10 protein-coding genes, 1 tRNA gene and 2 pseudogenes are annotated in these 12,862 nt (G+C 69.9%); 7 read left to right on the plus strand and 6 right to left on the minus strand.

The features are described 5' to 3' along the window. Window positions 1–13: 13 nt before the first annotated feature. Window positions 14–901: a hypothetical protein gene (locus tag ACNAW0_RS00075; protein ID WP_416285716.1), complete on the minus strand. Its 888-nt coding sequence runs from the start codon at window positions 899–901 to the stop codon at window positions 14–16. Between the two features lie 67 nt (window positions 902–968). Between ACNAW0_RS00075 and ACNAW0_RS00080 the strand changes: the two genes are divergently transcribed. Next, a complete protein-coding gene (locus ACNAW0_RS00080) occupies window positions 969–1,439 on the plus strand; it encodes a hypothetical protein (RefSeq protein WP_416285721.1) in 471 nt (156 codons plus the stop codon). Window positions 1,440–2,316: 877 nt separating this feature from the next. Next, window positions 2,317–2,439, plus strand: a complete 123-nt coding sequence (locus ACNAW0_RS00085; RefSeq protein ID WP_416285722.1) for a hypothetical protein — start codon at window positions 2,317–2,319, stop codon at window positions 2,437–2,439. Between the two features lie 388 nt (window positions 2,440–2,827). Here ACNAW0_RS00085 and ACNAW0_RS00090 read toward each other — a convergent pair. After that, window positions 2,828–3,139, minus strand: a pseudogene (locus tag ACNAW0_RS00090) (hypothetical protein); the annotation flags it as partial. 94 nt (window positions 3,140–3,233) lie between these two features. Here ACNAW0_RS00090 and ACNAW0_RS00095 point away from each other — a divergent pair. From ACNAW0_RS00095 to ACNAW0_RS00105, 3 genes are all read left to right on the plus strand, one after another. Next, a tRNA-Leu gene (locus ACNAW0_RS00095) sits at window positions 3,234–3,317 on the plus strand. Window positions 3,318–3,573: 256 nt separating this feature from the next. Continuing rightward, window positions 3,574–4,794 carry a tyrosine-type recombinase/integrase gene (locus ACNAW0_RS00100; protein WP_416285544.1) on the plus strand — a complete coding sequence of 407 codons (1,221 nt, stop codon included), beginning with the start codon at window positions 3,574–3,576 and terminating at the stop codon, window positions 4,792–4,794. Between the two features lie 584 nt (window positions 4,795–5,378). Continuing rightward, window positions 5,379–5,909, plus strand: a complete 531-nt coding sequence (locus tag ACNAW0_RS00105; RefSeq protein ID WP_416285545.1) for a GNAT family N-acetyltransferase — start codon at window positions 5,379–5,381, stop codon at window positions 5,907–5,909. 144 nt (window positions 5,910–6,053) lie between these two features. Here ACNAW0_RS00105 and ACNAW0_RS00110 read toward each other — a convergent pair whose 3' ends face one another. The 4 genes and pseudogenes from ACNAW0_RS00110 to ACNAW0_RS00125 all read right to left on the minus strand — a co-directional run bounded on the left by ACNAW0_RS00110 (window position 6,054) and on the right by ACNAW0_RS00125 (window position 10,055). Further along, the gene (locus ACNAW0_RS00110) at window positions 6,054–7,097 is read right to left on the minus strand and encodes a group II intron maturase-specific domain-containing protein (protein ID WP_416285546.1); all 1,044 of its coding nucleotides are present in this window, start codon (window positions 7,095–7,097) and stop codon (window positions 6,054–6,056) included. Between the two features lie 490 nt (window positions 7,098–7,587). After that, window positions 7,588–8,706: pseudogene (locus ACNAW0_RS00115) on the minus strand (recombinase family protein); the annotation flags it as partial. A 132-nt stretch (window positions 8,707–8,838) separates the two neighbouring features. Next, window positions 8,839–9,147, minus strand: coding sequence for a hypothetical protein (locus ACNAW0_RS00120; protein ID WP_416285547.1), 309 nt, complete (start codon window positions 9,145–9,147; stop codon window positions 8,839–8,841). 113 nt (window positions 9,148–9,260) lie between these two features. Next, on the minus strand, window positions 9,261–10,055 hold the full coding sequence (locus ACNAW0_RS00125; protein WP_416285548.1) for a reverse transcriptase N-terminal domain-containing protein: 795 nt from the start codon (window positions 10,053–10,055) through the stop codon (window positions 9,261–9,263). A 1,075-nt stretch (window positions 10,056–11,130) separates the two neighbouring features. Here ACNAW0_RS00125 and ACNAW0_RS00130 point away from each other — a divergent pair. Next, a complete protein-coding gene (locus ACNAW0_RS00130; protein WP_416285549.1) occupies window positions 11,131–11,775 on the plus strand; it encodes an SMI1/KNR4 family protein in 645 nt (214 codons plus the stop codon). A 219-nt stretch (window positions 11,776–11,994) separates the two neighbouring features. Then, window positions 11,995–12,771 carry a hypothetical protein gene (locus ACNAW0_RS00135; RefSeq protein ID WP_416285550.1) on the plus strand — a complete coding sequence of 259 codons (777 nt, stop codon included), beginning with the start codon at window positions 11,995–11,997 and terminating at the stop codon, window positions 12,769–12,771. Window positions 12,772–12,862: the final 91 nt, after the last annotated feature.

A 12,862-nucleotide genomic window follows, 5' to 3' on the forward strand; every position in this document is an offset into this window, starting at 1 on the left:
GTGCCGGCGCGGGTCAGCGGCGCGACGTACCACCTTCCCGGTCGGTGCAGACCTGACCCGAGGTGGCGTACGTGTCCGTCGAGTAGACCGCCAGCACGGTGAAGCAGTAGTCCAGGTTCGGGCTCAGGCCGTTGACCGTGTAACGGATCGTCCCGGCGTCCACCGTGCCCATCATCCCCAGCTTCTGCCCCGCGCGGCCGCCGGCCACCACGAACGGCACACCCCCGTCGGTCGGGTCGGCCCAGGTGATCGTGATCGTGGTTTGCTCGTCCTGCAGCCGCAGATCGGTCGGGGGAGGGCCGCTCACCTTCGGCTTCACTCCGGTCGGGGCCGGCGCGGGTGGGACCGCTTCCCGGTTGAGCACCACCGCGCCCACACCGACGACCGCCGCCACCACGATCACCGCGACACCGGCCACCACGGCCACCACCGTCCAGTTCCGGCCGCGCGGCTCCGGCTCCTCGGGCACCGGGTACGCGGGCGGCTGGTGGAACGGCGCCGGCACCGCCGGCCAGGCCCCCTGCTGCGGGTACGGGGCAGGAGCAGGCTCCGCCTCCGGGTGGGCCGGCTCGGGGAACTCGAGCAACTCGTCGTAGACCGGCAACGGCCGCCGCGTCCCGTGCTCGGTCTCCGATTCCGCCAGGTCCACGGGATCAGGGTCGGCCTCGTCGCCGTCCTCCGTCGCCGGCTCCGGATGCGCGTCGACCGGCACGTCGAGCGGCTGCGGCGGAGCCGCGCTGCTCCACGGTGGGAGGGTCATCCCCCACGGCGGCACCGGCGAAGCGCTGACCGGCGCCGCCGCCGGCGGGCTGCTCGCGGGCGGCGGCGCGACGGGCGGGCTGCTCGCGGGCGGCGCGGCCGGCGGGTAGGCCTGGTACGCGGGCGTCGGGGGCCCGCTCACCGGTGGCACCGGTGCGGAGGGCCCCGGCGGCGGGTTGACTGGCGGGCCGCTGACGGGTGGCGCGCTCGTGGGCGGCGCGCTGAACGGCGGGCTGCTGACCGGGGCCGGGCCGGCGGCCGGGCCCCTGACCGGTGGCGCGCTGAACGGTGCACTGCTTACCGGCGGGCTGCTCACCGGCAGCGCACTGACTGGTGGGCCGCTGACTGGCGGCGCGCTCATCGGGGGACCGCTGACCTGTGCGCTGCTGCCCGGGGCCGCGCTGACCGGGGGACCGCTGATCGGTGCGCCGTTGGCTGGGGCCGCGCTGTTCGGTGGGCCGCTCACCGGCGGCGCGCTGGTCGGCGACACGCTCATCCGAGCGCCGGTGACCGGCGGCACGGCCATGGGCGGCGCGTTCATCGGCGCGGTACTGGCGGCCGTTTCAGCGACCGGTGTCTCGCTGGTGTTCGGGCCGGCGGGCGAACCGTTCGCCGGCGGCGGGGTGGCCGGGGCGGCGGCCGTGGCCGAGCTCCTGGCGGCCCATTCCGCCTCCTCCTGAAGCAGCGGACCGATCTGTCGCACCTGGACGGTCGGGTTGTCCCAGCCCGGTGCGGGCACCGGCGCTGCGAACGCGCCACCGCCCGAGCCGGATCCGGGTCTGTCCTGGCCGGCCACGGCCGGCCAGTCGGCCATCCGCCGCGGCTGTAGAGCCGGATCCATCGAGGGGGCCGCCGGCGGCGCCGAGGTGGGCGCGGTGACCGGCGGTCCGGAGACCGGTGCGGTCCTCATGCCCGCCGGTACGCCGGGCACCGGGATCGACGGTGGCGGAGGCAGCGCAGCGGATGCCGGCGGAGCGGCGACAGGTGCCGGAAACCGCGGCGACGGTGGCATCGGCGTGGAAGCTGATCGGGCCGGCGAAGACATCGCGCCGGCCGCCGACAGCGCCGAGGCCGGCCGGTTCGGCCCCGGGATGACCGGGGCCGGCGGCAGGTGGGACGGCGTGGCGACGACAGGCGTGACCGGGCTCGGCGCCGGTGGCACGGACACCGGCGCCGGTACCAGAGGGGCTGAAGTCGGTGCGGCCGGCGGAGCGACCGGCGGTGGGGCAGGGGTGGCCGCGGGCGGCACCGAGACAGGCGGGGGCGGGAGCGGCCGTACCGGCGCTGGTGCGGCCGGCGGGACGACCGGCGGCCGGACTGGGGTGACCGCGGGGACAGGCGCAGGTGTGATCCGGGCGGCCGGCGACGCTGGCGGTGCGCTAACCGGGCCTGAGCTGTTGGGTGGGCCGGAGGCCGGCGCGGCCGAGGTGGACCTCGGGACGACCGGAGGTGGTGGCAGCGGCGTCGAGGGGCTAGCCGTACCGGACGGCATCGGAGCGCGAACAGTAGGCGGTGGAGGCACGGGCGTACCCGGACCGGTCGCGGGTGGTGTCCAAGGTGACTGCCGCGTCGGGCCCGGGACCGGTCCGGCCGGCGGCACCCACTGCGCGCCGGGCGACCCGGCGTACGGCGGGGCCGGCGCTGCCGGAGCAGGTGGTGCCGGACGGGGTGCCGGGGTGACACCGGGCACCGACGGAACTGGCGGCGGCTGGGGCGGAGCCGCCATGGCCGGCAACGACATGGTCGGCCCGGACAACGCAGCCGGGTCGGGCTGTGGGCCGCCGAGGTGTGTGCCGGGCAGCTCGGGAGCGGCGGCGGAGCCGCCGAGGTACTGGCGGGCCATGCGTACCGCAGGGTGGTCCGGACCGAGCACCGTGGGCCCGGCGGTGGCCACGCGCGTGTAGTTGCGGCGGGCCTCGTGCCGGTTGCCGAGTTCCTCCGCCACCTGCGCGAGGTCGAAGCTGAGCGCGAGCATCAGCGGATCGGCGTCGCCGCGGCGACGCTCGCCGGCCGCGTAGGCCTCCTCCAGAACCCGCCGGGCGGCGGCGGGGTCGTCGGCCTCGCGGTGCAGGCGGGCGAGGAGGTGGCCGGTGGCCAGCACGTCGGGGTGGTCCTCCCCGTACGCCGGTCGGGTCGCGGTGATCGCGTCGGCGAGCAGGCGGCGGGCGGTGGCCAGATCGCCCGCGCTGCGCAGAGCGAGGGCCTGGTGTTGCGCGGCGGTCAGGGGGGAGGGGTGGGACACGTGAGCAATGCTGCACGGAATCGGCGCTCGGACGCTACCCTGCGCGCCCGATCCGGGAAACGCTCTTGTCGCGCCCTGTCGCGTCACCGCTCTGACCTGCGGAAACGTGGTCATTGGGCGGTGATGTGCATGATCCATCCGGGCCGTGTACAGTAATCCCCCGTGCGGCCCGCCGGGGCGGCCGAACCGGTGAGAAGATCACCTCGGCTGACAGGGTAGGCTGGACGAGTAGGTCCGGGTGGCGGAATGGCAGACGCGCTAGCTTGAGGTGCTAGTGCCCGTATAGGGCGTGGGGGTTCAAGTCCCCCCTCGGACACGATCTTGATAACCACGGTAACAGGCCGCTGAGCTGGAAGAATCCAGCAAGGCGGCCTTCGTCGTTTCCGGGGCGCACCCCGCGCCGGGAACATCTCGGGAACATGGGCTCCCGAGCGATCGTCAGAAGCGGGATCAAGACCGGCGTTGCGCCGGGCTTGCCGAGACGGTTACGGTCCCACCGTTCCGCATACAGGTCGGACGGACGGCGGGCCCGGGACGACGGCCAGGCCGCCTGTTCACGTGGAGGGCAGCGAGTGGCGACCATCGAGAAGAGGCCATACCAGGGCGGCAAGGAGATCCGCTGGCGGGTGAAGTGGCGGACCGGCGGCAGCGGCCCGTGGGACGGCCGGCAGTTCGAGCGGAACAGCGACGCAAAGCGTTTCAAGGCCCTCGTGGAGGCCAGCGGGCACACGATGCCGCCGCCGGAGCATCTGGTCGAGCACGGGTTTGGCTACCTGCTGCCGGCCGGCGTCGCCGAGCCTGCACCCGAGCCCGCCGAGGAGAAGCTGACCTTCCAGGCGTACGCCGAGCAGTGGCTGGGCCAGCTGGTGAAGCCGCACCCAGAGACGATCCGCAAGTACCGGGAGCGTCTGGAGAAGCACGTCTTCCCGCGGCTGGGCGACCGGCCGATCGCCGAGATCACCCGACGCGAGATGCGCGAGTGGCAGCAGGGCCTGCGCGACGCCGGCCTCTCGGCGAAGACGATCGCCAACATCCGGGGCGAAAGCGTCGTGCCGATCTTCAAGGCCGCGTGCCGGCCCGGCGAAGACGAAGAGCCCGCCGTGCGGACGTACAACCCGATGGACGGGCTGCCGCTGCCGGAAGGCCCGCGCGCCGAGCGGGACATCCTGGAGAGCCCCGACGAGGCCCGGCTGTTCCTCGAGGCGGCGTACCAGGTCGACCCGGAGGCGGCCGACCTGCTGCTGTGCAAGCTTGCCACCGGGTTGCGCTGGGGCGAGGTGAGCGCCCTGCCGCCCCGGGCGGTGCACGTCGCCCGCAGCACCGTCTCCATCGTCCAGGTCCTGCGAAAGGTGAACCGGCGGTGGGTGGTCGAGCCCAAGCCGAAGACCAAGCAGGGCTACCGGGAGGTGCCCCTGCCGGCGTCGGTGATGCGGATGATCGCCGAGCGGGTCGCCAAGCCGGGCCGCGAGTTCGTGTTCGTCGCGCCGCGCGGCAACCACTGGCGGTACGAGGACTTCTACACGGACCGGTGGGTGAAGATCCGCGATCTGGCCCGGGAGAAGGGCTTGCCGCGCCGGATGACGATGCACGGGCTGCGGCACTCGCTGCTGACGCTGCTGGCTACCGAGGGCGTCGACCTGGCGGCGCTGCGAACGATGGCCGGGCACGCCAGCGTGACCACGACGATGAACGTATACGTGCACGCGACCCGCCGGCACCACGAACCCGTCCGGCAGATCGTGGGGGACTTCCTCGGCGTCGATGCGTTGGCCACGGGCTCACCCGTCGGGTAGCGAGGTTCACCCGACAGCGAGCGGGCGGCGGTTCACCCGCCCGCCCGCTCGGGCGCCATCGACCCGGGGCTGCACTGGCATCGGCGGGCAGGCAAACGCGGCGTCGACTGGTCGCCGGGCCCGGCGCCTTGAGTGGCGAGGCGTGCCGGGCAGCGGCTCTTGAAGAGCTGTCCCCGAGATGCGAGTCTCACTCGCTATGAGCCGCAATGGACATGGGCGCCCACGTCAACCGAGCGACGAAGTCGCGGAACGACGCGAACGGCGCGATGCACGGATCCGCGCTGAACGCACCGAGCTCGCGATGGCGGAGATGGACGACAAGCCGCCGACCGATGACATTGAATTCGGACCCGGCCGTGATACGCGTGCATGGCGCGGAGGATCGCCCGGGCTCGGACGAGGCCGATGAACTGCCCGACGTGGCGCCGTAGCAATCGGATCGCGGCTACCTATTGACTGGTGGTACGACCGCAGCCCGGCCAGGCTTGGTCGGGGTGACCGGTGGGGTCGCTCTCATCGCGGCAGATGCGTGCGAGGGAAATCGGGTTGAGGCGGGTCGCTTGGCGCTGGCTAGATTGGGTCGCATGCGCACCATCGTGAGCGACCGCCTCCTGCTGCGCCCCTGGCGCGATGAGGACGCCGACTTCCTTCTGGATCTCGAGTCGCGCTGGGAGGTCGTGCGATTCTTGGGCGCGCAGCCCACGATGATGAACAACCGCGAGGACGCCCTCGCCTCGATCGCACGCCGATGCGCCATCGACGATCCGATCCACGGGATCTGGGCCATCACCACAGCGGCGGACGGCCAGCTGGTGGGAAACCTCCTGCTCAAGCCGATTCCCCTGTCGGCCGGGGAACCGGCCGGCGGGCCGACCGATGTCGAGATCGGCTGGCACCTGCATCCGGACGCCTGGGGGCACGGCTACGCCACCGAAGCAGCGGCGGCGGTCCTGGACGACGCGTTCAGCCGGGGTCTGGCGAGGGTCATCGCGGTCACGGATCCGGACAACCATGCCTCCCACGCCGTCTGCCGGCGGCTCGGCATGACGCACTTCGGCCGGACGACGAGGTACTACGACACGCCGAACGAAGTCTTTGAGAGGTTGGCCAGCTGATCGACAAAGACCGCCACGACCGCCTCCGCCGCTCGCCACCGCCACATCGCCGGGTAGCCCCGACGCATTGCTGCGCCGGGGCCCCCTCAGATCCGTACGTGCCACTCGTCGCGGCATACGGCTCAAGCAAGCCCCATGGGCGTTTCAGGCATAGAGCAGTGCTGGCTGCCTGCGGGCGCCGGTTTGTTGGCGCTGGCAGGACGAGTGCACCAGGCGGGCGTCGTCCGATGTGCTGGGATTGCCCTCGGCGGTCAGGTACTGCTTGGTGATCGCCTTGCGGGTGGTGCGATGCCACTGTTCCCATTCGGTGGGGCTGTGTGGCTCGCGGTCGGCGTGCAGGAGCAGGCTTCCGCAGATCGTGCAGCGGCCGTGCTGCTTGGTGAGCAGGTAGAGCACGCTGCGGTCGAGCAGGGGCTTGTTCTTGCTGCGCCGTTTGGCCCAGTAGTCGGTCAGGGCGGGGTCGTCCGGGGACGCCGCGCCGATGACCAGGCTGTGTCGGACGATTTTGGTCCAGCCGGGGCGGTGCATCCAGGCGCCGCTGTCGCGGTCGCCGAAGACCCACCGGTCTTGGCTGGCGGGGTTGAACCGGCCGTAGTACCTGGAGATGATCCAGGACTTCGACTTGTTGGCATGACTGAAGCAGGCCCACTTGTAGGTCAGCCGCCACAGGTGTTGGTCGAGGTCCGCGAAGGTCCTCGACGATGCCGCTCCCCGGTAGTAGTTCGCCCATCCCCGCACGATCGGGTTGATCTTCGCGAGGACCGCCGCCACGTTCGCGCCCCGAAGTGCGCGCATCTCGACGGCGAGGCGACGTTTGACCCGCTTGACGGCGGCCTTGCTCGGCCTGGTCAGCAGCTTGCCGTGTTGGTGGCGGATAGTGAACCCGAGGAAGGCGAACCCGTCTTCGAGGCTGACGATGCGCGTCTTAGCCTCGTTGAACGACAGCCCCCGGGGTGCCAGCCACGCGGCCAGCCTCGCCTTGACCTGGTCGGCTTCGGCCTTGGTGTGGCAGAGCGCGACCATGTCGTCGGCGTAGCGGACCAGGGCCGGGCAGCCCCGCTTCGTGCGAGCCGGATCGCTCGCCTCGTAGCGGACGCCGGCCGCTTCCTCCAGCCCGTGCAACGCGATGTTCAGCAGCAACGGTGAGATCACGCCCCCAACGCAATGGGCAACCTGCGCGTTGGTCACCCTCCGTATCGGTTGAGGGTTGTGGTGGCGTTCCCGTTTTGGGGATGGGGATCCGGTGGCGGATGGTGACGGTGTCGGGTCCGATGAGGATGTCTTTGACGACTAGGCGTAGCACGTGTTGGCGTTCGGTGACGTCGCTGGTTGCGGTGCGGTGCTGCAGGCGGGTGAGGAAGCCTTCGAGGTCGTCGGCCAGACGCAGGTAGGCGTCCCGGTCGGCGATGCGGGTGTCGAGGGCCTCGATCTGGTGGCGGAGATCCGCTTCCCGGGCGCGTAGGTCGGGCATGCGGGCGCGTAGTTCGTCGATGGTGATCAGATGTTCGGAGTAGGCCTCGATCATGCGGGTAATGGCTGTGCTGGCCTTGGTCAGGGCCTGTTGGAGCCGGTCGCGTTGCCGGGTGGCGGGATCGGTGGTGCGGGCCCGGTCGAGCCGGCGGTTGATCTCTGCGCGGATGAGCCGCGGGTCGGATAGCAGGCCGGTGATGTGGTCCCAGACGATGGTGTCGAGGTAGTCGGCGCGCACGGGCTGGTTGGCGCAGACCCGGCCGCCTTCGTAGCGGTAGTCGTCGGAGCCCAGGCACCGGTAGTAGAAGATCTTCTTGTTGGTGGTGCGGGTGCTGGTGCGGTAGTAGCCGTATCCGCAGCCGGCGCAGGCGGTCAGTCCTTGCAGCAGGGACGGGGTTTTGCTGTTGCGGGCGGCGTAGCGTTTGTTGTCGGCCAGCCGGGTGGCGGCGCGTTCGAACACCTCACGGGTGATGATCGCCGGCACGTCGATGGTGATCCACTCGTCGCGGGGCCGGTCGACGGCCTTCACCGGGCGGGGTGTGACGCGCCCTTGCAGGCGGGCGCGGCGGTTGAGCCCGGCCGGCTCGTGCACGATCGTGGTCTTGCCGAAGATCGCGGTGCCGGTGTAGGCGGGGTTGCGGAGCATGCCCCACACGACGCTGCGGTCCCAGCGGGTCTTGCCGGTGCGGGTGCGGGTCCCGGTGCTGGTCAGCCAGCGGGTCAGGTCGGCGATGCTGGCGCCGTCGTCGGTGTAGCGGCGGAACAGCTCGACGACCAGGACGGCTTCGTGGTCGATGATCTCGTAGCGGGCCGGTTCAGTGGGGGTCTTGCGCACGTACCGGTAGCCGAACGGGGCGCCGGAGAGCACGTTGACCGATCCGGTCTTGGCCCGGTAGGTCTTGCCGCGCCGGTAGCGTTCCATCAGCTGCGCCTTCTCGTACTCGGCGAACATGCCCTGGAACTGCACCAAAAGTTGGTCCTCGGGACTGTCGCCGCGGGGGCCGTTGATGAACTCGACGCGGGTGCCGGCGCGGGCGAACTCCTCGATGAGCAGGGCCTGGTAGGCGAACTTGCGGGCCAGCCGGTCCGGGCTGTAACACAAGATCACGTCGATGGCGGTCTCGGCGACCAGGTCCCGCAGCCGCTCCAGCGCGGGGCGGGTCAGGGTGGCGCCGGAGTGCCCGGCGTCTTCGAACACCCAGTCCTCGGGCACCTCAAGCCGCGCCCTCGCGGCGTGCTCGCGCAGCGCCGCGGTCTGCGAGTCGATGGTCTGGTCCTTCTTCTGGCGGGTCGAGGAGACCCGGGCGTAGATCGCCACGCTGGTCATCAGGACACCTCACGTTCTCGGCGTCCCGAGCCACGCGGGAACGCCGGTCGGGAACAAGGCACGCGTACGCGGCCGCGAGATCAGCGGCGGCGTGGCGGTCGAAGACGAACACGGTCTCGACCGCCAGCCGGCTCATCCGCGGCGGCGCCCGCGAGGATCGTGCAAGTACGCGGTCAGGGCCTCGCTGACCAAAGCGGAGATCGTGGACCGCCGCCGACGGGCCTGGGCCCGGACCTGGGTACACAGCGAGGCGGGCAGCTTCACCGTGAACACCACCGTCTTCTCCGGCACCGCGACTGGACCAGACCGCGCGAACCGCAGGTAGCGGTAGGCCTGGCGAATCGACACCCCGAACCGCGCCGCCAGCACCCCGGCCGCCTCCACGGTGGACACGTCCGAGCCTGCCAGCACCGCTGCCGCGTTGATCCGCTCAGCGAACACCCCAGCATCAACACGCCCACCTGAGGAGACGTCCATGTACTACCCAACGAGTCATCCACCACGGTGGATGCGCCTATCGCGAGGAAGTTTCTCCAACCGCCGATAACCCAGCGTCACCTCAAAACAGAAGTTACCCATTGCGTTGGGGGCGTGATCACACCGCCCTGAGGGGTGCCCTCGTCGGTCGGTGCGAAACCCTTGCCCGCTTCGAACACACCGGCCTTCAACCAACTGCGGATCATGCCCCTGCCGGGAAACGATCCGATCGCGGTGAGGAGGTGGGCGTGATCGATGCGGTCGAACGCCGCGGTCAGGTCCGCGTCCAGCACCCATGCCCGGCGGGGTCGTTTCCCGCACCCCATCACGTGCAGGACCGCGATCGCGTCCTGGCAACTGCGACCCGGCCGGAACCCATACGAGCGTGGTTCGAACCGGGCCTCCCACTCCGGCTCCAGAGCGTTGCGGCACCGCGCCTGGTGGACGCGGTCGGCAATCGCCGGGATGCCGAGTGGGCGTTGCTTGCCGTTGGCCTTCGGGATGTACACCCGCCGCACCGGCAAGGGTTGGAACGACCGTGCTGTGCGGTGCACCTGCACAGCCAGGTCCATCCGGGCCGGGGAGGTCAACGCGACCTGCCCGTCCACCCCCGCCGTCGCGCGGCCAGCATTGCGTTGGGTGACCTGCCGCACGCTTACCAGCGTGTTCGACCAGCTTCCCAACATCATCTTCTGCAGGTTCCTGACCTTGGCCAGGTCCCCGGCCTTCACCGCCTTGAAGATCCTGCCCCGTAGCCGCCGTACGTTGTCCTCATGACGCCGCCAATCGATGGCGTCCCAATCGGGGATCACGTCCTCAGGTCCGTTCGCTCCGGCAGCCGCCATCGCAACATCGAAAGCAAAAGCTGTCATCGCGTCTAACTTGCCCTTCGGTTCCGGTGGGTCCGGTGCTTCGTCGTCAAAGGCTCACCCGCCACACGTCAGCCCGCTTTCGCGGCCGGGCACCAGGCCCGGTATCCGGCCAGTTATGCGAGAACGGCTGGTTGGAGGACCAGCCATGACGCTCCCGTTTTCCTGTCGCCTTTCGGCCACCGGCATTCGCTTCTTGGGCGTCCTGTTCCCGCCACGGAGTTCCGCTTCCCTCACGGTCGGCCTACCACCGCCCAGCCGGACCACACCGGCCACCACGATGGACCTGACGGGGTTTCCACGTTCCACACGCATGAGCTACGACCGGGTCGGGTGCCCTCTGTACCCCGGAGGCGACGGTGTCCACACGGCCCGAAAGCGTCCCGAGCCGCCGCCCGCCGACTTGCACGGCCAGCCTCCTGTTCATCCCAGTAGAACGATCCGACCTGGGAAGTTGCCGTAACGAGGCATCAGACGAGGATTCACTCGCGTTCACCCTTCCGGCCTTCCCCTCACCTGTGGCACCCGGTCGGAACGAGCGCCCTTGGGCTTTCCCCTGGGCTTCGCACCCGGCCATTACTGGCCACGCACGCCAGGGCGGGGACCGGTCCTGGACACTGACCAGGAGCTACGTCTCGGGCATCTACCCGAACCTCCAATCGACGTACTCACTCAACACGTGCGACCTCGTGTCGCAACGCACATCGGCATGAGCGGACGTCTCGCCAGCGCGGCCCCGCAGGCAAGCGCTGGCGGTCAGACCATCGCGATCATGTAAAGCATCAGGTGAGGCCGATCCGTCAAGCATCATGCGAGACCAGGCATCGCCGGCAGCCGGCAGCCGGCTGTCGTACTCCGCTTGAGGCGTTACACGCTGACTTCGCTTGAAGGGTTACACCGGCCCTTACCGTGCCGGACACGTTCGGTGACACCTGCCACGACCGTGCTGTTCGCGGTTGCCTGCCCGCGGATGCGCGGACGCGAGTTGCTTCCGATGGAGGCGGGCATAAGGCAGTTGTCAGGTCGCCCGGTGCGACGGGGCATATGCGTCGGCGGATCGGCCTGGTTTGATCGCAGCATGGGTACCGACACTGAGGTGGAGCGGGCGTGGCATCGGATCGAGGATTGGCTGTCGCGGTTTGCCCCCCGGTTCCGTGCGGAGCTGAACCCGCCGGCAACGGCAGCCGAGATCGACACTGTTGCAACCGCCCTTGGTGTGGCGCTCCCGGCCGACCTTCGGATCTGGTGGGGGCTGTCAAACGGAGTCCGGCACGGCATCGGCCTACCAAGTGCAAGTCTGATCCCTGACTTCTCGAGTCCATACCCCACGTCCATCGCGCTGGAGCATTGGCGGATGCACCTGGAGGTCCAACAGGAGTCGTACCCGCCGGGGCTGCGTGAGGAGATGGCACGATTCGTGGCCGACCAGAACGCCCAGCCAGCGGGCATCCTCGAACCCCAGTTGTACTGGCTCCCCCGATGGCTGCCCATCGCTGGTGACGGTGGAGGAGGTGGCGTATTCATCGACCTGCGTGAGGGTCCGCTACACGGATGCCTGGTGGAGTTCTCCCGGGACCACCAGGGCACGACACCGCTGTGGGAGTCCGTGACGCAGCTGTGGGTAGATGTCGCTGACGAGCTGGAAGCCGTCGACACCGACATGCTCCGCAGCGACCGCATTGACGACCTGGGGTTCGGCTCGTGGGCGCCTCCCAACTCCTAGCCGGAGACGGGGTTGGGGAACCGCTAACGGTCGGTGACGGTGGGCGCGCCCTCATCGCGGCATGTGCGTGCACCAGGTCGACGTGCCTCTCGGTCGAAGTTGCGGCGAGGTCGTGCTTGGCGTGACGGGGATGAGGCGCGGCGCTGGCCGGCGCGGCTATGGTCTGGGAATCGTCGCGGCTGGTGTCCCGCCGCGTTCCCGTTGTAGAGGTGGATTCGCGTGTTGACGGGTGCGGTCGAGGTGTACGCCAACCATGCTGTGCTGATCGTGGGGTCGACTGCCTGGCCCGAACTTGACTGGGATGACAGCCCTGCCAGCGCCGACGGGAGGCATGTGGCGATCCAGACGCGCGGGCAGATCGACCACACTCGGGTGTCGTTCTGGTCGGGCACGATGCCGGTGCTTGGCGAGATCGTCTTCGACGGCGATCTCGACCTGGATGACTACACGATCTGCGTCGGCGACATAGAGAGGCTCCGGCGGTGGACGCAGCGGATCGGGCGGACCGGTCCGCAGCGGGTGATCGTGCGGGTTGACGATCCGGGACACGCCTCGCGGATTCACGTCGGACTCGACATCAGCGCCGATGCCCAGGTATTGCCGCTGCCGTCGGCCGGTGGACCGGTACTTTTCCACGTTCTCACCTCGGAACAGAACGGTATGGCTTTGCCGAACGAACGAGGTCTTGCGCTCGACGGTCACGACTCGCCACACGCCCGGCTGGCGGCCGCGATCAGCCTGCTGTCCGGCCCGGATTCATCCAAGCCGTGGCGGGACAGATACGAAGCAACCCTCATCGCAGAATGGCTGCGATGGCTCAGCATCAACCTTGACTACGCCGAAGCGGAGGAATTGGGAGAGCAGCTTCGACATCTTGTGCACGCCGCACGTACTGCCGGGCCTGACAGCGACGGCACCATCTCACACCAGGATGCCGCACAGATCGCCCGAATGATCCTTGACGCCGTCATGCACGAAGCGCCTGAGCGGCCGTGAGAAGACACCGACTTCCGCACATCGGCAGTTTGCGGACGCCCCCGACGAGCGGCCAACGCCCGGTCAGCGGCAGATCCGTGCGTTCCGACGG

The sequence above is a fragment of the Micromonospora sp. SL1-18 genome (assembly GCF_047921505.1).
In the GTDB taxonomy this organism is placed as follows: domain Bacteria; phylum Actinomycetota; class Actinomycetes; order Mycobacteriales; family Micromonosporaceae; genus Micromonospora.